General features: G+C 66.2%; 26 protein-coding genes. 12 read left to right on the forward strand and 14 right to left on the reverse strand.

Annotated elements, in window-relative coordinates; genetic code table 11:
- The first annotated feature begins 154 nt into the window (after positions 1-154).
- Together E9536_RS09605 and E9536_RS09610 are read left to right on the forward strand one after the other, a co-directional pair.
- On the forward strand, positions 155-589 hold the full coding sequence (locus E9536_RS09605) for an NfeD family protein (RefSeq protein WP_027787099.1): 435 nt from the start codon (positions 155-157) through the stop codon (positions 587-589).
- A 33-nt stretch (positions 590-622) separates the two neighbouring features.
- The gene (locus E9536_RS09610) at positions 623-1,558 is read left to right on the forward strand and encodes an SPFH domain-containing protein (RefSeq protein ID WP_014896750.1); all 936 of its coding nucleotides are present in this window, start codon (positions 623-625) and stop codon (positions 1,556-1,558) included.
- A 225-nt stretch (positions 1,559-1,783) separates the two neighbouring features.
- Here the strand turns inward: E9536_RS09610 and smpB are convergent, their stop codons facing one another.
- On the reverse strand, positions 1,784-2,230 hold the full coding sequence (gene smpB / locus E9536_RS09615; protein ID WP_006478511.1) for an SsrA-binding protein SmpB: 447 nt from the start codon (positions 2,228-2,230) through the stop codon (positions 1,784-1,786).
- Between the two features lie 98 nt (positions 2,231-2,328).
- On the opposite strand from smpB, the gene E9536_RS09625 reads away from it, so the two are divergent.
- Both E9536_RS09625 and E9536_RS09630 read left to right on the forward strand, forming a co-directional pair.
- The gene (locus tag E9536_RS09625) at positions 2,329-2,766 is read left to right on the forward strand and encodes a type II toxin-antitoxin system RatA family toxin (protein ID WP_027787100.1); all 438 of its coding nucleotides are present in this window, start codon (positions 2,329-2,331) and stop codon (positions 2,764-2,766) included.
- Positions 2,767-2,770: 4 nt separating this feature from the next.
- On the forward strand, positions 2,771-3,094 hold the full coding sequence (locus E9536_RS09630) for an RnfH family protein (RefSeq protein ID WP_021159122.1): 324 nt from the start codon (positions 2,771-2,773) through the stop codon (positions 3,092-3,094).
- A gap of 54 nt (positions 3,095-3,148) precedes the next feature.
- On the opposite strand, the gene E9536_RS09635 is transcribed toward E9536_RS09630, so the two are convergent.
- The 3 genes from E9536_RS09635 to E9536_RS09645 all read right to left on the reverse strand — a co-directional run bounded on the left by E9536_RS09635 (position 3,149) and on the right by E9536_RS09645 (position 6,216).
- Positions 3,149-4,144 (reverse strand): DMT family transporter, encoded by a 996-nt coding sequence (locus tag E9536_RS09635; protein WP_136469780.1) that lies wholly within the window; start codon positions 4,142-4,144, stop codon positions 3,149-3,151.
- A gap of 136 nt (positions 4,145-4,280) precedes the next feature.
- On the reverse strand, positions 4,281-4,964 hold the full coding sequence (locus tag E9536_RS09640) for a glutamine cyclotransferase (RefSeq protein ID WP_136469866.1): 684 nt from the start codon (positions 4,962-4,964) through the stop codon (positions 4,281-4,283).
- A 31-nt stretch (positions 4,965-4,995) separates the two neighbouring features.
- On the reverse strand, positions 4,996-6,216 hold the full coding sequence (locus E9536_RS09645) for a helix-turn-helix domain-containing protein (RefSeq protein WP_136469781.1): 1,221 nt from the start codon (positions 6,214-6,216) through the stop codon (positions 4,996-4,998).
- Between the two features lie 114 nt (positions 6,217-6,330).
- Here E9536_RS09645 and E9536_RS09650 point away from each other — a divergent pair, with 114 nt between their 5' ends.
- The 6 genes from E9536_RS09650 (at position 6,331) to E9536_RS09680 (ending at position 14,234) form a co-directional block, all read left to right on the forward strand.
- Positions 6,331-7,095 (forward strand): DUF899 domain-containing protein, encoded by a 765-nt coding sequence (locus E9536_RS09650; protein ID WP_060084322.1) that lies wholly within the window; start codon positions 6,331-6,333, stop codon positions 7,093-7,095.
- A gap of 37 nt (positions 7,096-7,132) precedes the next feature.
- On the forward strand, positions 7,133-7,939 hold the full coding sequence (locus E9536_RS09655; protein WP_136469867.1) for a DUF2182 domain-containing protein: 807 nt from the start codon (positions 7,133-7,135) through the stop codon (positions 7,937-7,939).
- A gap of 278 nt (positions 7,940-8,217) precedes the next feature.
- Positions 8,218-9,678 carry an IMP dehydrogenase gene (gene guaB, locus E9536_RS09665; protein WP_027787106.1) on the forward strand — a complete coding sequence of 487 codons (1,461 nt, stop codon included), beginning with the start codon at positions 8,218-8,220 and terminating at the stop codon, positions 9,676-9,678.
- A gap of 6 nt (positions 9,679-9,684) precedes the next feature.
- On the forward strand, positions 9,685-10,296 hold the full coding sequence (locus E9536_RS09670) for a hypothetical protein (protein ID WP_027787107.1): 612 nt from the start codon (positions 9,685-9,687) through the stop codon (positions 10,294-10,296).
- A gap of 116 nt (positions 10,297-10,412) precedes the next feature.
- Positions 10,413-12,032 (forward strand): glutamine-hydrolyzing GMP synthase, encoded by a 1,620-nt coding sequence (gene guaA, locus E9536_RS09675; protein WP_027787108.1) that lies wholly within the window; start codon positions 10,413-10,415, stop codon positions 12,030-12,032.
- An 846-nt stretch (positions 12,033-12,878) separates the two neighbouring features.
- Positions 12,879-14,234: a glycosyl hydrolase family 18 protein gene (locus E9536_RS09680; RefSeq protein ID WP_136469782.1), complete on the forward strand. Its 1,356-nt coding sequence runs from the start codon at positions 12,879-12,881 to the stop codon at positions 14,232-14,234.
- A 205-nt stretch (positions 14,235-14,439) separates the two neighbouring features.
- Here E9536_RS09680 and E9536_RS09685 read toward each other — a convergent pair whose 3' ends face one another.
- Together E9536_RS09685 and E9536_RS09690 are read right to left on the reverse strand one after the other, a co-directional pair.
- Positions 14,440-15,057 carry a 3'-5' exonuclease gene (locus E9536_RS09685; protein WP_059494117.1) on the reverse strand — a complete coding sequence of 206 codons (618 nt, stop codon included), beginning with the start codon at positions 15,055-15,057 and terminating at the stop codon, positions 14,440-14,442.
- A 235-nt stretch (positions 15,058-15,292) separates the two neighbouring features.
- Positions 15,293-15,946, reverse strand: a complete 654-nt coding sequence (locus tag E9536_RS09690) for a DJ-1/PfpI family protein (RefSeq protein WP_060170412.1) — start codon at positions 15,944-15,946, stop codon at positions 15,293-15,295.
- 108 nt (positions 15,947-16,054) lie between these two features.
- Here E9536_RS09690 and E9536_RS09695 point away from each other — a divergent pair, with 108 nt between their 5' ends.
- Positions 16,055-16,609, forward strand: a complete 555-nt coding sequence (locus tag E9536_RS09695) for a TetR/AcrR family transcriptional regulator (RefSeq protein ID WP_136469783.1) — start codon at positions 16,055-16,057, stop codon at positions 16,607-16,609.
- Positions 16,610-16,740: 131 nt separating this feature from the next.
- Here E9536_RS09695 and E9536_RS09700 read toward each other — a convergent pair whose 3' ends face one another.
- From E9536_RS09700 to E9536_RS09735, 8 genes are all read right to left on the reverse strand, one after another.
- The gene (locus tag E9536_RS09700) at positions 16,741-17,205 is read right to left on the reverse strand and encodes an acetyltransferase (RefSeq protein WP_059694677.1); all 465 of its coding nucleotides are present in this window, start codon (positions 17,203-17,205) and stop codon (positions 16,741-16,743) included.
- 102 nt (positions 17,206-17,307) lie between these two features.
- The gene (locus E9536_RS09705) at positions 17,308-17,799 is read right to left on the reverse strand and encodes an NUDIX hydrolase (RefSeq protein ID WP_136469784.1); all 492 of its coding nucleotides are present in this window, start codon (positions 17,797-17,799) and stop codon (positions 17,308-17,310) included.
- Between the two features lie 46 nt (positions 17,800-17,845).
- Positions 17,846-18,730: an NAD(P)-dependent oxidoreductase gene (locus E9536_RS09710; RefSeq protein ID WP_136469785.1), complete on the reverse strand. Its 885-nt coding sequence runs from the start codon at positions 18,728-18,730 to the stop codon at positions 17,846-17,848.
- A gap of 97 nt (positions 18,731-18,827) precedes the next feature.
- Positions 18,828-19,142 carry a DUF971 domain-containing protein gene (locus E9536_RS09715; RefSeq protein WP_136469786.1) on the reverse strand — a complete coding sequence of 105 codons (315 nt, stop codon included), beginning with the start codon at positions 19,140-19,142 and terminating at the stop codon, positions 18,828-18,830.
- Entirely contained in the window at positions 19,139-20,134 is a 996-nt protein-coding gene (locus E9536_RS09720) for a HEAT repeat domain-containing protein (RefSeq protein ID WP_136469787.1), read from the reverse strand. The genes E9536_RS09715 and E9536_RS09720 overlap by 4 nt, the downstream gene beginning before the upstream one ends.
- A 159-nt stretch (positions 20,135-20,293) precedes the next feature.
- A complete protein-coding gene (locus E9536_RS09725; protein WP_006764074.1) occupies positions 20,294-20,539 on the reverse strand; it encodes a ferredoxin family protein in 246 nt (81 codons plus the stop codon).
- 11 nt (positions 20,540-20,550) lie between these two features.
- Positions 20,551-22,290: a fumarate reductase/succinate dehydrogenase flavoprotein subunit gene (locus E9536_RS09730; protein WP_027787121.1), complete on the reverse strand. Its 1,740-nt coding sequence runs from the start codon at positions 22,288-22,290 to the stop codon at positions 20,551-20,553.
- Positions 22,287-23,057 carry a GntR family transcriptional regulator gene (locus E9536_RS09735; protein ID WP_136469788.1) on the reverse strand — a complete coding sequence of 257 codons (771 nt, stop codon included), beginning with the start codon at positions 23,055-23,057 and terminating at the stop codon, positions 22,287-22,289. Before E9536_RS09735 ends, E9536_RS09730 begins: the two co-directional genes overlap by 4 nt.
- A gap of 324 nt (positions 23,058-23,381) precedes the next feature.
- Here E9536_RS09735 and E9536_RS09740 point away from each other — a divergent pair, with 324 nt between their 5' ends.
- Positions 23,382-24,611 carry an MFS transporter gene (locus E9536_RS09740; RefSeq protein WP_027787123.1) on the forward strand — a complete coding sequence of 410 codons (1,230 nt, stop codon included), beginning with the start codon at positions 23,382-23,384 and terminating at the stop codon, positions 24,609-24,611.
- The last annotated feature ends 246 nt before the right edge of the window (positions 24,612-24,857 follow it).

Genomic DNA, 24,857 nt, shown 5'->3' on the forward strand with positions numbered 1-24,857 from the left:
AAGGCAAAATGCAAGGTTCGTGTTATAAACACCCCGGTACGCACCGGGGTGTTTTTATTTGTCGGTACGCAACGTGCTGATCCGGGCGTGCCGGTCGCCTCCGCTCGCGGCAGCGAATATAGTGAGTATCGGGGGCGTTTTTCTGGAGGCCAAAATGATGTCGGGGCATCTGTTCTGGTGGGTCGCGGTGGGCGTGCTGGTCGTGGCCGAACTGCTGACGGGCACGTTCTACCTGCTGATGATCGCACTCGGCTTTCTCGCGGGCGGCTTGCTGCAACTGGCTGGTTTCGCGCCGCACGTGCAGTTCGGCGCGGCGGCCGCGGTCGCGATCGTCGCGATGATCGCGCTGCGCCGCTCGGGGCTCGGCCGCAAGCAGAAGCGCGACACGTCGACGAATCCCGACGTCAATCTCGACATCGGCTCGACCGTTACGGTCGATGCGTGGCGCGACGGCCGTGCGCGCGTGCAGTATCGCGGCGCCGACTGGGACGTCGAGCTGGCGAACGGCGAGCGCGACGATGCGCATGTGTATCAGGTGAGTGCCGTGCGCGGCAATTGTCTCGTGGTCGTGGCGAAACCCGCGGGCTGATCGTCCGCCGATACAACAAGGAGGGAATATTTCATGGATTCGCTGATCATCTGGGTTGTCCTGCTCGTCATTGCGATCGTGATCGTGTCGAAGACGGTGAAGATCGTGCCGCAGCAGCATGCGTGGGTGCTCGAGCGCTTCGGGCGCTATCACGCGACGCTGTCGCCCGGCCTGAATATCGTGCTGCCGTTCGTCGATCGCATCGCGTACCGGCACGTGCTGAAGGAAATCCCGCTCGATGTGCCGAGCCAGGTCTGTATCACGCGCGACAACACGCAGCTGCAGGTCGACGGCGTGCTGTACTTCCAGGTGACCGATCCGATGAAGGCGTCTTACGGGTCGAGCAACTTCGTGCTCGCGATCACGCAGCTCGCGCAAACGACCTTGCGTTCGGTGGTCGGCAAGCTCGAACTCGACAAGACGTTCGAGGAGCGCGACTTCATCAACCACAACATCGTGTCGGCGCTCGACCAGGCGGCGGCGAACTGGGGCGTGAAGGTGCTGCGTTACGAGATCAAGGACCTGACGCCGCCGAAGGAAATCCTGCACGCGATGCAGGCGCAGATCACCGCTGAGCGTGAAAAGCGCGCGCTGATCGCCGCATCTGAAGGCCGCAAGCAGGAGCAGATCAACCTCGCGTCGGGCGCGCGCGAAGCGGCGATCCAGAAATCCGAAGGCGAACGCCAGGCTGCGATCAACCAGGCACAGGGCGAGGCCGCTGCGATTCTGGCGGTGGCCGAGGCGAACGCGCAGGCGATCCAGAAGATCGCGAACGCGATCCAGTCGCAGGGCGGGATGGATGCGGTGAACCTGAAGGTCGCCGAGCAGTATGTCGGGGCGTTCTCGAATCTCGCGAAGCAGGGCAACACGCTGATCGTGCCGTCGAACCTGTCGGATCTCGGCACCGCGATCTCGTCGGCGCTGACGATCGTCAAGAACGCGGGGGCGGCCTCGGGCGGGAAGGCCTGATTCGGGCGTACGCGGCGTGCGAAGGGCGCGCCGCGTACGATCGGTGTGCGGCGAATCGTCGCGCAGCCGGGGCGCGGATGATGCCCGCGGCACCTTTCTTCGGCCGACGCCGGCGGTATGGCGTGCCTCAGCCGCCGCCGCACAGCCGGCATCGGCGATTCACGTAGTCCAAAGCAACACGGCCCGCTTCGAGCGGGCCGTGTCGTTTGCGGGGTGCGTCGCGCGTCAGGTGCCGGCGCGCATGATGCGTGCCTTTTCGCGTTCCCAGTCGCGCTTCTTCTCGGTTTCGCGCTTGTCGTGCAGCTTCTTGCCCTTTGCGAGCGCGATGTCGCACTTCACGCGACCGCCCTTGTAGTGGAAGTTTAGCGGCACGAGCGTGTAGCCGCGCTGCTCGACCTTGCCGATCAGCTTCTTGATTTCCTCGCGGTGCAGCAGCAGCTTGCGCGTGCGAACCGGGTCGGGCTTGATGTGCGTCGAGGCTTCGGGCAGCGGGCTGATATGGGTACCGATCAGGAAGATCTCGGCGTTCTTCACCACGACGTAGCCTTCCTTGATCTGGCCGCGCCCGGCGCGCAGCGCCTTGACTTCCCAGCCCTCAAGCACGAGCCCCGCCTCGTAGCGTTCCTCGATGTGATAATCGAAGTGCGCTTTCCTGTTGTCGATGATGCTCATGAAAGGATCGGGCCAACTCGTTTAAAATCACGATTTTAGCAAAGCAGGGCGGGAATCGCCCGGCTTGCGTTCTCACCTTGAGCGATGCCGCGCGATTTATGGCAGATGTCCAGAAAACCGTATTGATCCGTCATTCGGCGGAACAGATGTTCGACCTCGTCACCGACGTGGCCGATTACCCCAATTTCCTGCCCTGGTGCGGCGGTGTCGAGGTTCGCCGTCAGGACGAGAGCGGGATGGAAGCGCGCATCGACATCAACTTCAAGGGCATCAAGCAGCACTTCGCGACGCGCAACACGCAGCAGCGCCCGACTCGGATCGACATGGAGTTCACGGACGGCCCGTTCAAGAAGTTCACGGGCTCGTGGCGCTTCACGGCGCTGCGTGCCGATGCGTGCAAGATCGAATTCGCGCTGCATTACGAGTTCTCGAACATCCTGCTCGAGAAGATCATCGGGCCGGTGTTCAGCCACATCGCGAACACGTTCGTCGATTCGTTCGTGAAGCGCGCCGACCAGCGCTACGGGAAGGGGTGACGCGATGCTGTCGATCGAAGTCTGCTACGCGCTGCCGGATCGCCAGACGCTGATTCCGCTGTCGCTCCCCGAAGGGGCGACCGTTCGTTCGGCGATCGATGCGAGCGGCGTGCTCGCGCTGCATCCGGAAATCGATCTCGCGAACGCGAAGACGGGCGTGTACGGGAAGCTTGCGCCGCTCGACACGCTGCTCGCCGACCACGACCGCGTCGAGATCTACCGCCCGTTGATCGTCGATCCGAAACTCGCGCGCCAGCGTCGCGTCGACAAGTCGCGCCGCGACGGCTCCATCGAGGGCCGCAAGTGGATGCACAAGGACGCGCGCTGACGCGGAGCGATCCGCGTCCTTCAGCTCGATTCGTCTGAGCAAACGCCGCGGCGTTCAATGGGCTGCGGCATTCGCGTTTGCCGGTGCGTTTGCCGCCGCGCTTCCCGCCGTCCCGCCGCCGGCGGGCGTGTCGCCATGCCGGCGCACCGATCCATAGACGCCGGCGAGCAGCAGCACCAGCGCGGCGATCTCGAGCGCATGCGGCATCCGCTGGTCGTACACGAACGCGTAAAGCATCGCGAATACGGTTTCGAACACGATCAGCTGGCCCGACAGCGTGAGGGGCAGCCGCTTCGACGCGGCATTCCACAGCCCGTTGCCGAGCCACGACGCACCGATCGCGAGCACGAGGTTCAGCAGCCAGAACAATTGCCAGCGCGACGCGGGCACCGCTTCCTGCAGCGTGCCGGCCGGCAGCGCGAGGATCGCGATCCAGACGAGCCCGCCGATCAGGCCCGTCACGACACCCCACAAGACCGACCACTCGTTGCCGCCGAAACGATGATGGCGCTGCAGATAACGTGCGTTCGCGACCGCATACCAGGTCCAGCTCGCGAGCGCGCCCGCCGCGCAGGCGATGCCGGCGAGTTTCTGGCCGAGCGTCGTCGCATGTGCGGCCTCGGACGTGAACAGGTCGACGTTGATGCAGACGATGCCCGCGATCACCAGCGCCAGCGGGGCGGCGAGCCGGCGCAACGGCACGGCGCCGTGGTCGCCGAGGCCTGCGAGCGTCACCGTGACGGGCAGCACGCCGACGATCAGGGAGCTGGGTGCGATGCCGATCAGGTGCACCGCACCGGACAGCAGCATGTAGTACGCGACGTTGCCGATGACGGCGAGCCTGACCAGCGCGACGAGATCCTCGCGGGTCAGCCGCGCGAGCAGCGAGCGGGCCGCCGGCAGCGCGGCCGCGAGCGACACGAGACCGTACATCGCATAGCGGCCGGCGCTCAGCAGCAGCGGCGAGAAGTCGGTCAGCAGCCGCGGAACGAGAAACACCATGCCCCACAGGGCACCTGCCAGGACACCATAGACCACACCGCGCTGCATCGACTGCTCCGAACACGTGACTGATGAGCGCGCATCTTAGCGACGCCGTCGCGGCGTCGTCTTGTTCATTCCTGCACTCGGTGCAGGCCGGTGGGTGGGCGCGCCGCGCGCAGCAGCGATCGCGGCAGGCGGCGGATCAGTCGTCAGCCGGATCGGGCGCCGCCGCACCGCCGCCCGGTGCCCGCACCCGCGCGGGCCGCCGCACGGCGCGCAGCGTGCCGCTGTTGCCGCCGCCGCAGTAGAAGCGGTCGTGGCCGTCGGATTCGAGCCCCGACACACCGACGCCGGCCGGCATGTCGATCTGCTCGAGCACCCGGCCCGTGTGCGGATCGATGTGCCGCAAGTCGGCCTGATCGGCTTCCCAGGTGCCGTGCCACAGCTCTCCGTCGACCCACGTCACGCCGGTGACGAAGCGGTTCGACTCGATCGTGCGCAGCACGGCGCCCGACTGCGGATCCACCTGATGAATCTTGCGATCGCGGTACTGGCCGACCCACAGCGCGCCTTCGGCCCATGCCAGCCCCGAATCGCCGCCGCCGCCGGGAGCGGGAATCGTCGCGAGCACGCGGCCCGATTCGGGGTCGATCTTCTCGATGCGGTCCTCGACGATCTGGTACAGGTGGCGGCCGTCGAACGCCGTGCCCGCATGCGCGGCGACGTCGATCGAGCGGACGGTCGTGCCGCGCTCCGGGTCGAGCGCATTCAGCTTGTCGCCGGACGCGTACCACACGTACTTTCCGTCGAACGTGACGCCGTGTACGCCGTCGACGCCGGGAAACGGGCCGTATTCGCGAAGAATCTCTGCACTGGAGCGTTTCATGTTCGTCGCCTCGTCGTTCGGTGAGGTCATCCTAATCTCCCGGCAGCGGGGCAGGGAGTAACAAGGTCGTCGCGAAACCGGGCAGCGGCGGCGTCATCCAGCGGCGCGCGCGGCCGCGGCCGAGCGCCTGGACCTTGTCGGCTTCGGCGAGCACGTCGAGCGCGCGCTGCACGGTGCGCTGGCTCGCGCCGAGGGCCAGCGCCAGCGCGGAGCTCGACCATGCTTCGCCATCGGCGAGGAGCGCGAGTACGGCTGCGTGGCGATCGTCGACCGGGCGCGCGAGGACGACGGTCTCGCGTACGCCGAGCGGTTCGAGCGCAAAGCCGCGCGGCGTCGCGACGATGTTTGCGAGCGGCCGCAGCACCGCGCGCAGCCGGCCGATCTCGACGCGCAGGCGCGCGCGATGCGATTCGTCCGCGTGTTTCGCGCGGAACGCGACCGCGACGAGCGCGTTTCGCGACACGTCGGCCGGCCATGCCTCGCCGAGCGCGCGGGCGAGCACGAACAGCACGGGCCGTCGCGCGAGCGACACGGTCGTGCGCGCGTCGCGTACCGTGTGGCGGCACGCATCGACGACGAGTGCGTTCGACGCGAACAGCGTCTCGACTTCGTCGAGCTGCACGAGCCGCGACGTGCCGCGCGCGATGAGGCGCGCGGCCGGTGCGTCGAGCACGCGTGCCGCGGTGTCGATTTCGGCCGTCAGCGCGGCGATGCCGGCGTCGCGGGCCGCCGCGCGCGCCCGCACGAGCGCCGCGCGAGCCGCCTGCGTGCGGATGCGGCGCATCGCGATGCCGGCCGCGATCAGCTCATGGGCGGCGCGCGATGCAGCCGGCAGCGGTGCGGGATCGAGATTCGCGAGCATCCGTTCGGCGTCGTCGAGCTGGCCGACCAGCAGCAGCCGGCGCACGCCGAGATAGCGCGCGTGCGCGGCGTTCGCGCGGTCACCGTGCGCGTCGAGCGTCGCACAGGCGGCATCGAGCGCGCGTGTCGGCCAGCGCAAGTCGCGCGATGCGAGCGCGATCTCCGCTTCCGCGACGACGCAGCGCGCACGCGCCACGGCCTCCCGGGGGCCGAACGCGCGTGCGGCGCCGCGCACGAGTGCGCGCGCGCGTTCGAAATCGCCGAGCTGCGCCATCGCGATCCCGCGCAGCGCGAGCGCCGGCGCGTCGTCGCGCAGCGCGACGCGGTTCAGCGCGCCGAGCGCGTCACCGGCCGCGAGCGCGCGCGCGGCCGCCGTGATCAGCGAATCCATCCGAATCCCGACACACTTGTCACTCCCTCCGGCCCGATGCCCGCCACTAATCTAGCACCACGCACACGGCACCGGACGCCGTGCCCGGCTACCCATCGGAAGGAGGAACTCGCAATGACGACCCATCTCACCGGAACGCGCGACGAATGGCTGGCCGCGCGGCGCGCGCTGCTCGACGCGGAAAAGGCGCTGACGAGGCAAAGCGACGAACTCGCGCGGCGGCGCCAGGCGCTGCCCTGGGTACGCGTCGACAAGACCTACCGGTTCGACACCGAAGACGGGCAGGCCACGCTCGGCGACCTGTTTCGCGGCCGTTCGCAACTGCTCGTCTATCATTTCATGTTCGGCCCCGACTACAAGGCAGGCTGCCCGTCGTGTTCGGCGCTCGCCGACGGTTTCGACGGCTTCGCCGTGCACCTGGCGAACCACGACGTGACGCTCGCCGCCGTGTCGCGTGCGCCGCTCGCGACACTCCTCGCTTACCGGCAGCGGATGGGGTGGCGCTTCCCGTGGGCGTCGTCGGTCGGCAGCGATTTCAACTTCGACTTCAATGTGTCGTTCACCGAAACGCAGCAGCGCGCGGGCGCCGTCGAATACAACTACGCGCTGGCCGGTCACGCGATGGACATGGATCCGCCGCCGGCACCCGTCGTGCAGTTCGCTGCGACGTGCGGCACCGATGCGCTCACGTATTCGCTCGACCGGCCGGGGATGAGCGCGTTCGTGCGCGAGGACGGCGTCGTCTATCACACGTACTCCACCTATGCACGCGGGCTCGACGGGCTGTGGGGGATGTACCAGTGGCTCGATCGCGCGCCGCGCGGACGCAACGAGGCCGGCCCGTGGTGGCGCCGTCATGACGAGTACGCACGCGGCTGAGCGCGCCGGCGACGGGCGGGGGCGGGCGGTGCGGGCGATGGCGCGGCCGCCGGCCGGCGACGCGGGCCCCGATCCGCGAGCCTTCGGCGCGGCGCTCGTGGCCGTGTTCGCCGTTGCCGCGCTCGCGACCGTGGCGCAGCATGCGTCGATGGCCGCGATGGGCCGCGAACCGATGGCCGGCGGCTGGATGGCTTCGGCCGCATGGCTGCAGCCGTGCGGCCGAAGCGCCGGACGCGCATTCGCGGCGTTCGCCGGAATGTGGGGCGCGATGACGGTGACGATGATGCTGCCGGTGCTGGCGCCGATGCTCTGGCGATACCGGCAGCGCATCGGCCCGATGGCGACGGCGCGTTCCGCCTGGCTCGTCGTCGTGGCGGGCGCCGGGTACTTCGCGGTGTGGATGGCGCTCGGGGCGCTCGTGTTTCCGGCTGGCGCCGCGCTGACGGCCGCCGCCGCACGGCTGCCGGCGCTTGCCCGCGTGCTGCCGTTTGCGGCCGGCGCGGTCGTGTCGGTTGCGGGCATGCTGCAATTTTCCGCGTGGAAGGCCCGGCGGCTGGCGTGCTGCCGGCATGCGGCAGGCGACGCACACCGGTCGTCGGCAGTTGCCGGTGCGGCATGGTGGCACGGCGTGCGGGGCGCCATGCACTGCGGCGCCTGTTGCGGGAACCTGATGGCGATCGCGCTGGCGGCCGGCATGATGGACCTGTGCGTGATGGCTGCCGTGACGGTCGCGATCACCGCTGAGCGCCTCGGGCCGCCCGGCGGGCGTGTCGAGCGGATCGCCGGTTGCGTGGCGGTCGGCGGCGGCATCGCGATGATCGCGCGCGCGGCAGGGCTGCTATAACTCAGGGTAGGCAGGCCGATTCGACGCGTTACCTGGCCTTGCTTCGCCGCGGCTGCTTCGGCTGCGTGGCCCGTTTGCAACAGGCCGATGGGCCATATTGCCGCCCGTTGCGCGAATGGCTCGATGCGGCGGTGAAACGAAAGACGATCGAAAACGAACCGAACGGCGAACCGAACGATTCGGCCCCCGAACGGCCGAAACCGGCTAAGCCGTTGTTCGTGTTGTGAAAATTCACGGCGCTTCGCGTATAATTCGCTTTTGCGCCCATAGGATTTGCCATGCGTCTGATCCAAAAAGCACTCACTTTCGATGACGTGCTCCTCGTTCCCGCCTTCTCCGACGTTCTCCCGCGCGACACCAGCCTCAAGACCAAGCTGACCCGCAACATCTCCCTGAACATGCCGCTCGTGTCCGCCGCGATGGACACGGTCACCGAAGGTCGCCTCGCGATCGCGATGGCCCAGCAGGGTGGCGTCGGTATCGTCCACAAGAACCTCACGCCGGCCGAGCAGGCCCGCGAAGTCGCGAAGGTCAAGCGTTTCGAATCGGGCGTCGTCCGCGATCCGATCACGGTGCCGCCGCAAATGAAGGTGCGCGACGTGATCGCGCTGTCGCGCCAGCATGGCATCTCGGGCTTCCCGGTCGTCGAAGGCCCGCAGCTCGTCGGCATCGTCACGAACCGCGACCTGCGTTTCGAAACGCGCCTCGATGAGCCGGTCAAATCGATCATGACGCCGCGCGAGCGCCTCGTCACGGTCAAGGAAGGCACGCCGCTCGCCGAAGCGAAGGCGCTGATGCACAGCCACCGCCTCGAGCGCGTGCTGGTCGTCAACGACGCGTTCGAACTGCGCGGCCTGATGACCGTCAAGGACATCACGAAGCAGACCGAGCACCCGGATGCGTGCAAGGACGAACACGGCAAGCTGCGCGCAGGCGCGGCGGTCGGCGTCGGCCCGGACAACGAAGAGCGCGTCGAGCTGCTGGTGCAGGCCGGCGTCGACGTGATCGTGGTCGATACCGCACACGGCCACAGCAAGGGCGTGCTCGAGCGCGTTCGCTGGGTCAAGCAGAACTTCCCGCACGTCGAAGTGATCGGCGGCAACATCGCGACGGCCGCCGCCGCGAAGGCGCTCGTCGAATACGGCGCGGACGCGGTCAAGGTCGGTATCGGCCCGGGTTCGATCTGCACGACGCGGATCGTCGCCGGTGTCGGCGTGCCGCAGATCAGCGCGATCGCGAACGTCGCGGAAGCGCTGAAGGGCACGGGCGTGCCGTGCATCGCCGACGGCGGCGTGCGCTTCTCGGGCGACGTGTCGAAGGCCCTCGCGGCCGGCGCGAATGCGGTGATGATGGGCAGCATGCTCGCGGGCACCGAAGAGGCGCCGGGCGACGTGTTCCTGTATCAGGGCCGCCAGTACAAGTCGTATCGCGGCATGGGTTCGGTCGGTGCGATGAAGGACGGCGCGGCGGACCGCTACTTCCAGGACAACTCGGCGAACATCGACAAGCTCGTGCCGGAAGGCATCGAAGGCCGTGTCGCGTACAAGGGTTCGGTCAACGCGATCCTGTTCCAGCTGGTCGGCGGTGTGCGCGCCAGCATGGGTTACTGCGGCTGCCGCACGATCGACGAACTGCACGACAAGGCCGAATTCGTCCAGATCACCGCGGCAGGCATGCGCGAGTCGCACGTGCACGACGTGCAGATCACGAAGGAAGCGCCGAACTACCACGTGGACTGATCGCCGATGAAACCGCTGCTGCGAGCCGTGCTGATCATCGATGCCGTGCTGCTGCTGGCGTTCGGCGTGCTGTTCGTGCTGACGCCCTGGCAGTCGCTCTTCAACGCGCTGCAGCTCGCGAACGTCCAGCCGGCGATGCTCGGCCAGGCGTTCGGCATCGCGTTGCTCGGGCTCGCGTGGCTCGCGTTTCATGCAGCGTTCAACGGGGATCTCACCGCGCCCGTCGCGCGCGCGGTCGGCCATGTGTACTGGCTGACCGGCGCGCTGACGATCGTCTGGTCGATCGGCACCGGCAGCGGTCCCGCGCTCGCCGCCGCCGGCAGGGTGCTGTCGGCCGTGGCGGGTGTCGCACTGATCGTGCTCGGCCTCGGCGGCGTGCGGCTCGCGTCGGCCGTGCGCCGGCGCGAAAAAGCGCAGGCGCTCGAGGCGCGCGCGCCGGCGTCGCGTCCGGACGAGCCTGCGATGGCGCAAGCGTCGTCGGCCGCGCCGCAGCGTGTCGAACCCGTCGTCAGCCGCCCCGTGGCGCCGTCGCCGGCCGCCGCATCGTCATCGGCCGCATCCGGCCAATCGTCGTCAGGCACCGTCGCACTCGACGAGCGCCCGCCGATGCAGGATTGACCGGCCATGCGTCGCGCGTGCTGCCTTCCGCCCGACGCCGCTGTCCATGCTTTTGACGCAGCGCATGATGCAAACGATGCGCTGCTTTTCTTATTCTCTTCATCCCGTCCGCAGCCATGCACGACAAAATCCTGATTCTCGACTTCGGTTCGCAAGTCACCCAACTGATCGCGCGCCGCGTGCGTGAAGCGCACGTCTACTGCGAAATCCATCCGAACGACGTGTCCGACGACTTCGTCCGCGAATTCGCGCCGAAGGCGGTGATCCTGTCGGGCAGCCACGCGAGCACGTACGAAGACCACCAGCTGCGCGCGCCGCAGGCTGTGTGGGATCTCGGCGTGCCGGTGCTCGGCATCTGCTACGGCATGCAGACGATGGCCGTGCAGCTCGGCGGCAAGGTCGAGTGGAGCGACCACCGCGAATTCGGTTACGCGGAAATGCGCGCGCATGGCCATACGCGCCTGCTCGACGGCATCGAGGATTTCAAGACCGACGAAGGCCACGGGATGCTGAAGGTCTGGATGAGCCACGGCGACAAGGTGGCCGAGCTGCCGCCGGGCTTCGCGCTGATGGCGTCGACGCCGAGCTGCCCGATCGCCGGCATGGCCGACGAGGCACGCGGGTACTACGCGGTGCAGTTCCACCCGGAAGTCACGCATACGGTGAAGGGCCGCCAGATCATCGAGCGCTTCGTGCTGCAGATCGCCGGCGCGAAGCCCGACTGGATCATGAAGAACCACATCGAGGAAGCCGTCGCGAAGATCCGCGAGCAGGTCGGTGACGAGGAAGTGATTCTCGGCCTGTCGGGCGGTGTCGATTCGAGCGTCGCAGCCGCGCTGATCCATCGCGCGATCGGCGATCAGTTGACCTGCGTGTTCGTCGACCACGGCCTGCTGCGCCTCAACGAAGGCAAGATGGTGCTCGACATGTTCGAAGGCCGCCTGCATGCGAAGGTCGTGCACGTCGACGCATCCGAGCAGTTCCTCGGCCACCTGGCCGGCGTGACCGATCCGGAAGCGAAGCGCAAGATCATCGGCCGCGAGTTCGTCGAGGTGTTCCAGGCCGAGGCGAAGAAGCTGTCGAAGGCGAAGTGGCTCGCGCAGGGCACGATCTACCCGGACGTGGTCGAATCGGGCGGCACGAAGACGAAGAAGGCGACCACGATCAAGAGCCACCACAACGTCGGTGGTCTGCCGGAAACGCTCGGCCTGAAGCTGCTCGAGCCGCTGCGCGACCTGTTCAAGGACGAAGTGCGCGAGCTGGGTGTCGCACTCGGCCTGCCGCCGGAGATGGTGTACCGCCATCCGTTCCCGGGCCCGGGCCTCGGCGTGCGGATTCTCGGCGAAGTGAAGCGCGAATACGCGGACCTGCTGCGCCGCGCGGACGCGATCTTCATCGAGGAACTGCGCAACACGACCGCGACCGCGCAGGATGCGGCTGCCGGCCTGTGCGGCGAAGCCGATGTCGGCAAGACCTGGTACGACCTGACGAGCCAGGCGTTCGCGGTGTTTCTGCCGGTCAAGTCGGTGGGCGTGATGGGCGATGGCCGCACGTATGACTACGTGACGTCGCTGCGCGCCGTGCAGACGACCGACTTCATGACCGCACACTGGGCGCACCTGCCGTACGCGCTGCTCGGCCGCGCGTCGAACCGGATCATCAACGAGGTGCGCGGGATCAACCGGGTCGTGTACGACATCTCGGGCAAGCCGCCGGCGACGATCGAGTGGGAGTGAGCGGTAAAAAGCTCCTCTTGAATCATTGGCTTGCGCAGGACCTTGCAGGGTTTTCGTTGCGATCCGCATGGTTGTAAGCCATTGACGTAGAAACGAAGTTTCTACGAATCCGGAGACTGCCCGCCGCGTATGCGCTGCAAGTGACAGTGGGGCGGGCAGTAGCCGAATGCACGATTGCGACTCGATAATCTCCCGGCAACGGGATTCAGTCGTGGCAGTAAAAATCCTTCCGGAATGCGGGACGCGATGCGGGTTTGCGGGCACATCGAGGGCTCGTGATTGGTAACGGTAAAAGCGGTACCAATCTCGCGAGAACAAAAAACGAGGCTCACTGAATTCGCATTCCGCAATCCTTTTAAATCCCGTACAGCCCTGTACAAGATCGCCGACCGCGACGGTGTGCATGTCGCAGTATCTCCGGCGGGCATATTTCCTTTCTTCGATACGATTGCCAGCATTATTGAGTGAAGGGAAACGATGGCGGCCGCGCGCCGTGTTGAAGCCTTTCACTGAATGCGTCGCCAGTTGGCGTAATGAAGCCGGAATGGCGAATCAGAAAGCGCATTGTTGCGCTCGACAGGGATTTTGTCGTCGAATTGATGTCGCGCGTTTCTCCAAAGGATCGATATTTTTTCACGCAATCTGCACGGTTTTATCTTTCGCCACTTCCTATAATGGTCTTCAGCAACGTGGAACGCCTTGGTTCATTGCGGGGCTGTGTCGTCTCCGGGCGTGACCGCATTGCCGATGCGCCATGGTCAATTGGCCGTGGTATTTGGTGGCCTTCTACTGTAGTTGCAGCGTCGCGCGCCACCGCCAAAAAACGCTACGTCACAGGAAAGAAAAATGGCAAACCTACAAAACGGCATCAATGCGTGGATTTTCTTGAACGAAGACGAACCGCCACAAACCAACTACAACAGTCCCGAAAGTTGCTATCAATCGCTGATCGATTGCAAGGTTTACGACAGTGCAAATTTTCTTGGTATTGCTTTTTTCGAGGTCGTTCCCGCCGCACAGAGTTCCACGATCCAGATCGGCAACGCGTCGCATTCGGGTGGGTTGACCAATCAGGATTATTTGAATTTTGTACTCCGTGATGCGCGTCAGGTGAATCCTGGAATTAAATTTCTGGCCACGATGGTGTATTCCGGCGCCAATACATTGGCGGCGGTTTTCTCGGGAGGTGGAGATCCGCAAACGCAGGCGGCCAACTTTGCGAATAATCTGGTGACATATCTCCAGAATAATGGAATGAATGGCCTGGATATCGATTGGGAAGGCGATGTTTCCGATAAAATGACACGAACGCAGTTTCAGATTCTGTTCTCTGCAATTCGCGCCGAATTCGATCGGCAGCCAGTGAAATATTATCTGTCATTCACGCCCGCATGGCCGACCAGTTCGATTGATTACGCTACGGTTAATAGTCAGTTCGATTTTGTCTCTCCGCAATTCTACGACGGCACGCCGCTATCGGATTTTCTTGATGCCGGCATATCGCCGTCCAGGATTGGCTATGGCGCTCAGTTCGAACCGGGAAATTCCGCCCCCAATGCCAGTGCGCAACAGGTCTGGAGCATGGTTTCGGAAGGTTTTTCTTCCGGGGGTACGCGGTACGATTATCAGGATATTTTCGTCTGGCGCTTCAATTCGGGAAACTTCCAGTTCGAGCAGGCGCAGTTCATGATTCTCGATCAACTCGGAAATCCGCCCACCAGCAACGCCTTCGACGACACATCGATTATCAGCGCCGCAGGTAATCCCAACCTAACCCGAGTGACGATCCGGTCAGGCGACGTACTCAACGCGGTTCAGGCCGTCAATACCGGGACGGGGCCATATAACACCGGCACCCAGGGAACGGGAACCGGAATATTCACCTTGTTGCAACACGGCGGAAACAGCGGGACTGCCCAGGTCATCAATATTCCGCTTGACGATCCGATCGTGTCCATTTCCGGCTACACGGGCGTGTGGTACGGCTGGCAATGTGTTTTGCAACTCACGTTGACCGGGAAAAGCGGAGCCACTTATGGCCCGTTCGGCAGTATGGCCGGCTCAACCACCCGGAATGGTTTCGTGCAGTCTGCTCCGGCCGGACAAAGCGTGGTCGGCTTCAGTGGATCTACGGTGACGGTTCCGTTGGCAGGGGGCAGCCAGACCGCAATTCTTGCAACGCTGAATGCCGTTTTCGCCTGAGGCACCTGATAACGATTTTTCAGTACCTGCGGCAATAGTTGACCAAGGCCATGCGACTGCATGGCCTTTTTTCAATTCGTGTCGGGAGATTCCCAAGCCGTTTTGCGCTCACATGCTGCCCGAGTCATGAAACGTCGCGTGGCACGCGTGATGCGGCAATCCGTCATGTGCCTGACAGCGATCGCCCGCGGCCGTCGACCGATTCTCACGCATGCGCGCCCGCGAGCGAGCGCAGGTACATCGGCACTTTCGCCTTCGCCGTTGCCTGGACACGTGTCATGAGCGCGTGATCGATACGATCCAGCCCGTAAGTCCGGGCAATGTCCTGCTGCAGCCTGCACCACAGGTGGCTGGCCATTTCGGCATCGACCATCGCCCGGTGCGCCCGTCCCGATTTCGGCAATCGCAGCATGTCCGCGAGGCTCGATAGGCGATGGCTCAGCGCGTCCGGGTAAATGCGCCGCGCCACGAGCATCGTGCAGGCAAAGGCATGCTCGGCCGTCATGCCAAGCAGCCCGAGTTCCGCCTGCCAGAACCGTTTGTCGAAACCGGCGTTGTGGGCGACGACCGCGTGTTTGCCGACGAACGCAGCCGCTTCCTTCATGACTTTCGATGCCGGCGGCGCCGATGCGATCATCTCGTTCGTGATGCCGGTCAGCGCGACGACGTCCGACGGTATGCGTCTGCCTGCATTCATCAGGCTCTGGAAACGATCGACGACTTGTCCGTCGCGGAGGAGGATGACGGCGATTTCGGTCGCACGATCACCCAGGTTCGGCGAAAGTCCGGTTGTTTCGAAGTCCAGTACCGCAACGGTTTGCATGGTCGAATCCTGTTGCTTCACGCGGTGTCGTTCAGAGAGGCCGAGAGGTTAGCATTTCCCGGCCCACGACGGACTCGTTCAGCCCGGCAAACAACCGTCCGTGCGGCGCAAGCCGATCCGATCGATGCCTGGGATCGCCCGCGAATGCGTCCCGATTCGCCGTTGGCCTGGCAGGACGCACGAGGCGCGACGATGCAGAAGGGTGCAGGCTAGCGGCAGACCATCGATCCGCGCGTCATGCCGCAATCCCGTTTCCGCCTTCGACGATCCGGATCGGGCCCGTGGCGCGTCCCGCACCCTGCCCGAGACTGAACTCGATCAGCGCTTCGAAAATCTCCCGTTGCCCGGCTGGCAGCACGGGCAGCAGCGTCTCGCGCCGCTTGTCCGCATCGAACATCGATTCCACCAGCCATCCCGTCAGATAGAGCGACGCAAGGCATCCGCCCGCGGTCGCGACGTTGCCGTGACACACCAGCGGCTGGTCCATCACTTGCAGCCCGACTGCCTGCAAACCCTGCCGCGCTTCGGGGTGCGTCGTCGCGCGGCGCTGCGGTAGCAGCCCGAGCCGTTCGAGAATGAAGGCGCCGCCGCAGATCGACCCGACAAGCTGGCGTTCGGGATCGAGATCGAACGACGGCAGGAAATCAGGATCGGCGAGCGCGGCCGGTACACCTTCCTTGCCGCTCGAAAACAGGACCGCGTCGGCGCGATTGGCGTCGGCGAGCGGGCCGTGCGTCGGGATCGCCAGACCCTGGGCGGAACGCAGCACCGGCTGCGCACCCAGGATCCGGACGCGCCAGTCCTTGCTGTTGCGACCGAGAATGTCCCACATCAGGAACAGGTCGATATCGGTGAACCGGTCGAATGCGATGAGCGCGATGTCTTTCAAGGCGGACTCCTTACGTAATGGCGCGCTGCCGGAAGCGGCGGCGGCCGTGATAGAGTTCGCAGCCTATCTGTCCATGCCGCACCATACACAGCCTGTATGGCGAAGACGATGAGCACACTGACGCGAAACGACTGGATTGCCGCGGGCTTCGACGCCCTCGACGGAGAGGGGTATGTGGGGATTTCGGCCGAGAGCCTCGCGCGTCGGCTGAACGTGACGCGCGGATCGTTCTATCACCACTTCCGCAATCGCGAGGACTTCGTCAGGACGCTGCTGACCGCGTGGGAGGACGACTACACCGCGCGCATGCTGGCGTATGCGGCGGAGGGCCACGGTGCCGGCGACACGCTGTTGCGCTACCTGCGCATTGCCGCCGAGAAACGGCCAGGGCGTGAAATTGCGATCCGTGCCTGGGCATTGCACGATCCGCTGGTCGCGGAATGCCAGCAGCGTGTCGACGCGGTGCGGCTCGCGTTTGCGATCGATACGTCGCGCCGGCTGGTGCGCACGCCGGGCGAGGCCGAGATCGTCGGGCAGGCCGTGCACTTGTGCCTGATCGGTGGGCAGCAGTCAGGGCTGCGGCGCGACGCCGACCGGTTCAACGGCTTCATGCAGCGCGCTTTTTCAATGGTCGAACGCGTGCTGCCGATGCGTCGCGCATGATGCGTCACCTGGCACGCGTACCGGTGCACGCGCGGCATGCGGGGCGCGGACTCGGTAGTACGCAGCCGCGTTCGCATGTGCCGTGCGTGTGACGTAGAGGGCGGCGCGATCTCCCGCCCTGGCCAGACGGGTCATGCGTGCCGAGGCGCCGAGGGCGGTGCCGCGCGATGGCGCAGGTGAATCAGCGGATACGGCCGTCCTTGTCCGTCGAGCGCCGAGCGCCCGCAGCGCTCGAAGCCGAGCCGTTCATAGAATCGCGCTGCCGATTCGTTCTGCTCGTTGACGTCGGTCGACAGGTCGGGATGACGCGTGAGTGCGTCTTCTACGAGCAGGCGCCCGACGCCTGCCCCATGGTGCGCGGGATCGACGAACAAGGCTTCCATGTGACTGCCGTCGAGCAGCATGAAGCCGATCGCATGGTCGGCCTCGTCGACGGCGAGATCGAGCGGTGCACCGGGCAGGAACCCGACCACTTCGGATTCGATCGCGCGACGGTCGTCGTCGCTCAGGAAGTGATGCGTGGCGTCGACCGCGTTGCGCCAGATATCCAGCACGCGTGCGCCGTCGGCCTCGGTGGACTTGCGAATTCTGATCATGGTTTGACCTGTCTTGATTTGTAGTTTGAAGGTCGGCGGCCCGCCGACACCGTCATGGCCGCGATCGGGACGCTCGCAAGGGATGCGGGCAGACGGCGTTGTTCAGGGAATGGCCGGACGCCGTGCGTCGCCGAGGCTCGCTGCACGTTCGATCGCTCGTCGCGCGACGTCGCGAACGCCCGCGCTCATCGGCAAATCGTCGCGGTCGAGCTCGTCGAGATCGAACCAGCGCGCGTCGAGCGCATCGTCGCCGGCAGCAGGTGTGCCGCGTAACCAGTTGCACAGCACCGCGACCATGACGAAATGCTGGTGCACGTTGCCGCCGGCATCGTAATCGAAGGCATCCAGCGCGGTAAAGACGTCGAGTGCCTCGACGTCGACGGTCGTCTCTTCCACGATCTCGCGCACGATCGCGCTCGCAATCGATTCGCCTGCTTCGATCTTGCCGCCAGGAAAGCCCCAGCAGCCCGCATCGGGCGGATTGGCGCGGCGCACCAGCAGCACGTCGCGTTCCCGCAGGACGATGCCGATCACGGCGGGAACGGGGCGTATGGAGGCGATGACGCCGGTCGGGGAGCGGGGCGAGTCGGACATGACGGATCGATGCGTGCGCGTGGTCGAGGGGGCGGCCGGTGACGATTTACCGCGCGTCGTGCGTGCGCTGCTCGATTGCGCGGATCACGGCGACCATGTCGTCCGCGCCATGTCCGGCCTGCTCGGTCTCGCCGTAAAGCGCGTGGCAGATGTCGAGCAGCGGCGACGCGATGTTGGCGCCGCGCGCGGATTCCGCGACGAGGCGCGCATTTTTCAGCACGTCGGTGATCGCGGCCTGCACCGAGAAATCCGCTGCGACGAGTTTGCCGAGTTTCACGCGCGACACGTCGCTCGCCATCGGTCCCGCGTTCAGCACGTCGGCGAAGCGGGCGAGATCGATACCGTGGCTTTGCGCGAAATGCGTGGCTTCGGTCAGGCCGGTGACCATCGTGATGAGGAACAGGTTCACGGCGAGCTTCATCGTCAGCGCCGACGGTACGTCGCCGCACACGAAGCTGTCGCGGCACAGCGGCTTCACGAGCGCGCGGACGGCGTCGACTTCGTCCGGCGCGCCGGCGAGCATCACGACGAGTTGACCGGCTTCGGCCGGCTTGCGCGAACCCGACACCGGCGCTTCGACGTAGCGCCCCGACGCGGCGGCGATTTCATCGGCCAGCGCGCGCGAATACCCGGGAGCGTTCGTGCCCATGTTCACGATGGTGTGCCCGCCGACACGGGTAGCGAAACCGGGCGTGCCGCGCGCGAGAACGGCGTCGATCGCCGCGTCGTTCGCGAGCATCAGGATCACGGTGGAGCAGGCGGCGAACACGTCGTCGGCGTGCTCGGCCACGCGTGCGCCGGCGTCGCGCAACGCATCGTCGCTGCCGTGCGACCGGCTCCATACGACGAGCGGCGTGCCGGCCCGCGCGAGATTGAGCGCCATCGGCGTGCCCATCACGCCGAGGCCGATGAATCCGACTGCGGTTTGCATGTTCTGACTCCCACGGTGGGTGGAGACGATCGTGGGCGTCAGTATCGCAGCGTTTCCGCACGTCTGCCATGTCGTCCGCGCACCCGCGGGAGCCACGTCACGGCCGCGCCGTCGTGTCCGCCCTGTCAGCAATGTCAGCCATGTCAGCCAAAAACGGCCACGGATAGATGCCGCGGGCATGGCCGTCGCCGAAGAGGGCGCGGATGCCGTAGCCGGCTGCTTCGAGGCCGGCCAGCGTCAGGTCGGGCCGCGCATCGACACGACCGCCGTCGAGCCGGATCCTTCGGCATTCCGCACACGGGCAATCGCGGCGCAGCCGCGCATAGCCGATGCGCTGCGTGCGACCGTCCGGCCAGCGGAGCGTCAACGTGCGTGCAGCGTGATCGAGCGCGATTTCGGTCGGCGCGATCATCGCGACGCCTCGTCGATTTGCCGGATCGCGATTCGCACGGCTTTGCGCACTTCCGGATCGTGATCCTCCAGCGCGTGGGTGAGCGCGGCCAACGTCGCGCGGTCGCGCAATTCACCGAGCGCAAGCGCGGCTTCCTTGCGCAGGTTGCTGATCGCATGCGACAGCAGTGCGGCGACGGCCGGCGCCGCCGCAGCATCGCGCAGTTGCCCGAGCGCACGCGCGGCACGCAAGCGCACCTGCCAGTAGTCGTCGTCGAGCGCGGCGGCGAGCGGGTCGCGCGCGGCCGCGACCCGCAACTTGCCGAGCGTCGTGGCCGCTTCCTCGCGCACCTGCCATTCGCGGTCGCGCAGCGCGGCGAGCAGTGCGTCGATGGTGGCCGCATCGTCGGGTGTCGCGAACCCGATCGCGCCGACCGCGGCGCGTCGCACGTCCGCTGCGGCATCGGTGGTCGCGATGCACGCGAGCGACGGCAGCGCACGCGGATCCCTGAGCCAGCCGAGTACCGCGACGGCTTCGGCGCGCACGGCGGCGTGTTCGGCATCGAGTGCGCGCAGCGCGGGCGCGAACGCGCCGGGGTCGCGCAACTCGCGCAATCCGCGCAGCACGGCACGGCGCACGAACGACTCGGGCCGGTCGGCCCATCGGCACAGCACGGCACCCGATGCCGCGTCCTTCAGTTCGGACAGGCTCTGCGCGGCGGTGGCGCGTACACCTTCGTCCGGATCGAGCAATGCGCCGCACAGTGCGTCGACGACGTCGGGCTGTTCCCATGCGCCGAGCACGCGCGCAGCCTCGCTGCGTACGTCGGCCGACGGATCGTCGCACAGTGCCGCAACGAATGACGGCACCAGATCGGATTCCTCGAGATCGGCAAGCTCGATCAGTGCGATGCGGCGCACGGATGCGTCGGGCGCGGCGAGGCGGAGGGCGAGTGCGGCACGATCCGGATCGTGCGTGCCGGGCAGCGAGGCGGTGAAGGAGAAAGCGGTCATGGGCAAAGGATCGGTTCGGTGAAAAAGCCGCTGCTCGCGCAGCGCGATGCATGGGCGGCGCGGCATGGCGGCGCGAACCTGGCGAACGCCGGCCCGGCCGTCACGTCGTCGATGCACGGCCCGCGCGGGCGGCACGACGACGACCGGCCGCGCGCGCGCTCAGCGCAGCAGGTAAGGGATGTCGACCTTGACCGCGCCGGTCGGGCAGTCGCGCTCGCACGGCATGCAGTACCAGCATTCGTCGAACTGCATGTAGGCCTTGCCCTTGGTCACGTCGATCGCGAGCAGGTCGAGCGGGCACACGTCGACGCAGACGGTGCAGCCCTTGTCGGCAATGCAGCGTTCCTCGTCGATCGTCACGGGCGCGCTGCTGCGCAGGAAGATGTCGTGCGGGGTATGGGGCACGGTAGGGCTCCTCAGAGGGCGGCCGCGAGCGCGGCCGGTTCGCGGATGCGCAGATTCGTGTAGGCGCCGCGATCGTCGTCGGCGAGCGGCACGACGTACGGTTCGACCGGGCGCTTCTCGCTGCGCATCGCGCCGTCGGCGTCCTTGCGCAGCCAGGTGTGGCAGAACCATTCGGCGTCGTTGCGATGCGGAAAGTCGACGCGATGGTGGTACAGCCCCCAGCGGCTCTCGGTGCGGAACAGCGACGCGCGCGCGGCCATTTCCGCGCAGTCGCGGATCGCGCGCACCTCGGCGGCGCGCATCAGTTCGTGCGGATGGCTTGCCTTTATCTCTTCGATATCCTCGGTAATGGCATCGAAGCGCTGCAGCCCGATTTCCATTTTGCGTGTCACTTTCGGCGGTTGCAGATAGTCGTTCACCATGCGGCGCAGCTTGTATTCGACCTGCGCCGGTGCCAGGCCGCGCTCGCGCAGCAGCGGGGCAAGCACGCGCTTGCGTTCGGCGGCGACCTGTTCGTCGTTCACCGGCGCATGCTCGCGGCCGGCCACGTAATCGGCCGCGTTCTGCCCGGCAAACCAGCCGTACGTAAATGCGCCGAGCATGTAGTTGTGCGGGACGGCCGCCATGTCGCCGGCCGCGTAGAGGCCGGGCACGGTCGTCTCCGCGCGTGCGTTCACGTACACGCCGGACGCGCTGTGGCCGCTGCAGAAACCGATCTCGGAGATGTGCATCTCGACCATCTGGCTGCGGTAGTCGGTGCCGCGCCCCGCATGGAAGCGGCCACGGCTCGGTCGCTCGTTCGTATGCAGGATCTGCTCGATGGTCTGGATCGTTTCCTCCGCGAGATGGTCGAGCTTGAGGAACACGGGGCCGTTGCCGCTTTGCAGTTCCTGGTAGAACTCCCACATCATCTGGCCGCTCCAGTAGTCGCATTCGATGAAGCGTTCGCCCTTGCCGTTCGCGGTGAAACCGCCGAGCGGGCCCGTCACGTACGCGCACGCGGGGCCGTTGTAGTCCTTGATCAGCGGATTGATCTGGAAGCACTCGAGATTCGCGAGCGCGGCACCGGCGTGATAGGCCATTGCGTAGCCGTCGCCCGCGTTGGTCGGGTTCTCGTACGTGCCCATCAGGTAGCCCGAGGCCGGCAGGCCGAGGCGGCCGGCCGCGCCGCAGCAGAGAATCACGGCCTTCGCGCGGATCACATGGAACTCGGCCGTGCGGCAGTCGAAGCCGAGTACGCCGCTCGCGCGGCCCTGTGCGTCGGTCAGCACGCGCGTCGCGACGATCCGGTTCGTGATCGCGATGCGCGCGCGCTTCAGTTGCCGGTACAGCACCTTCTTGATGTCGTGTCCTTCCGGCATCGGCAGCACGTACGAACCCATGTGATGGACCTTCTTCACCGCGTAGTCGCCGGTGCCGTCCTTCTCGAACTTCACGCCCCAGCGGTCGAGCTGCTCGATCGTCGCGAAGCTGTGTGTCGCATACGCGTACACGGCTTCCTGGTCGACGATCCCGTCGTTGGCGATCGTGATCTCGCGCGTGTATTGCTCGGGCGTCGCATGCCCGGGAATCACCGCGTTGTTCAGGCCGTCCATCCCCATCGAGATCGCGCCGCTGCGTTTCACGTTGGCTTTTTCGAGCAGCAGCACACGCAGGGACGGGTCGCGCTCCTTCGCCTTGATCGCCGCCATCGGGCCGGCCGTGCCGCCGCCGACCACGACGATGTCGTATTCGAGCACATGGGTAGTCATCGTTGTTTCCTTGCAGGTTTGCGCGGTTTTTGCCGGTCGATGCGCAGCCGGTACTGGAAGGCATCGCCGCGGAAGTACAGGTATTCGTAGTCGATCGGTGCACCCGACGCGTCATGCGTGAGGCGCTCGATGCGCAGCATGGGGCTGCTTTCCTCGACGTGCAGCGCATCGACGATCTCGTCGTCGGCGAGGATCGCGTCGATCGACACGTCGGCATGGCCGAGCGGAATGCCGCAGTCGTTTTCCAGCACGAGGAAGATGTCGCGGGTCGCGAGATCGGCACCCGCGAGGCGCTTGCCGAGTGCCTCGGGCACCCAGGTCTGTTCGAGCGACACGGGCTCGCGATTCAGCAGCCGCACGCGGTGGATCTCGACGAGCGGTGCGCCTTCCGGCACGTTCAGCTTCGTTGCGAGATGGCGGTCGGCCTTGACGGTGCGGACACTGCGCACCTGGTTGACGATCTCGTAGCCCATCGACGACATCGCCTCGGCGAAGCCCTGCAGCGACGTCACGTTCTGGAATGCCTTCGGCTTCGACACGAAGGTGCCCTTGCCGTGCAGCTTGAACAGCAGTCCTTCCTTCTGCAGATCGCCGAGCGCCTGGCGCACCGTGATCCGGCTGACGCCGAACGCCGCGCAGAGTTCGTGCTCGGAAGGCATCCGGCTGTGCGGCGCATAGGTGCCGTCGAGGATGCGTGCGCGCAGCGTGTCCTTGATCTGCACGTAGAGCGGGGCCGCGGACAGCGGCACGACGTTGGGTGAGGTCATCGATCAACTTGTTATGACAAGATAGCTCGAGTGTAGTCAGCGCGATCGCGCGTCCCAACCAACGATTTCTGATTTCGACTTTCCGATTCCGGAAAAGCACGGCGGCAGGGGCGGACCGGACGGACGATCCGGCGTGAGGTGTCGATCCGATCCACCCATGACGGGCGAAGTGGAGCGGCGGACAATCAAGGAAATTCGCGGGCGCATGTGCCGCGCGTGTCGATTTCCCGATGCGTCGCCCGTCGTATCCATGTCGACCGGGCATTGCACCTTGCGGGTAGCGCCCGGGTACCGAGGAGTGCCGTAACGAAAAGGAGACCTCCCATGCCGGATTCCCGATACCGCTGGGTCATCGTCGCCGCGGGCGGCTTGATGGGCTGCATCGCCATCGGCGCGATGTTTTCGCTGCCCGTTTTCCTGCGCGCGATCGCGCGCGACACCGGCTGGTCGATGACCGGCATTTCCGGCGCGATGACGCTCGGCTTCATCGCGATGGCCTTCGCGAGCATGGGGTGGGGCAGCCTGTCGGACCGCGTCGGCACGCGCCCGGTCGTCATGACGGGGGCCGTCCTGCTGTCGGCAAGCCTGGCGCTGGCGAGCCGCGCGCCGTCGCTGCTCGCGTTCCAGCTGACTTTCGGCCTCGCCGTCGGTGGTGCGACGGCCGCGATATTCGCGCCGATGATGGCATGCGTGACGGGCTGGTTCGACACGCACCGCAGCCTGGCGGTGTCGCTCGTGTCGGCCGGCATGGGAATGGCGCCGATGACGATGGCCCCGCTGGCCGCGTGGCTCGTGTCGGTGCGCGACTGGCGCACGTCGATGCTGCTGATTGCGGCGCTGGCGGCCGTCGTGATGATTCCGGTGTCGCTGCTGGTGCGCCGGGCGCCCGCGCTCGACGGCGCGCATGCGGCCCCGGCGGCCTCCGCGGCTCCTGCGCCGGCCGGTGACCCCGCGGCGATGTCGGTCGCGCACGCGCTGCGTTCGCCGCAGTTCATCGTGCTGCTGCTGACCAACTTCTTCTGTTGCGCGACGCATTCCGGCCCGATCTTCCATACGGTCAGCTACGCGGTGACTTGCGGGATTCCGTTGATCGTCGCGGTGTCGATCTACAGCGTCGAAGGGCTCGCCGGCATGGGCGGCCGGATCGCGTTCGGGATCCTGGGCGACCGCATCGGCGCGAAGCGCACGCTGGTGGCCGGGCTGTTTGCGCAGGCGCTCGGCGCGCTCGGGTACGACTTCGTGCGCACGCTCGACGGGTTCTACGCGGTCGCGACCTTGTTCGGCTTCATCTATGCGGGCGTGATGCCGCTGTATTCGGTGCTCGCGCGCGAGAACTTCCCGCTGCGGATGATGGGCACCGTGATCGGCGGCTGCGCGATGGCCGGCAGCCTCGGGATGGCCGCGGGCCCCGTGGCCGGCGGCCTGATCGTCGATACGTTCGGCAGCTATGGCTGGTTGTACGTCGGTTCGTTCGCGATCGGCGTCGGCGCGTTCCTGATGGCGATGATGTTCCGCCCGTTCGCGAAAGCGCGGCCGGAAACGGTGGCCGCGTGACCCGGCGGCGGAAACACGGCGGCCTGAATTTCACCGTATCGGCGCGGCTCGGCCCGCGTCGTCACTGACAAAAAACGGGGCCGGCATTGCGTCCGTTCGCGGGTGTCTGGACAGCCTGCAGCCCGCTGCGGCGCAGCAGCGCGGCAAATGATGCCGATCGGCACGCATGCGCCGCGATTCGGCCCCTAAAAATGCAATGTCGAGCATATATTCGAAGGGCCTGTCATACCCGCGTCACCCTGCTAG

This window comes from Burkholderia sp. LS-044 (assembly GCF_004803625.1).
Lineage (GTDB): Bacteria > Pseudomonadota > Gammaproteobacteria > Burkholderiales > Burkholderiaceae > Burkholderia > Burkholderia cepacia.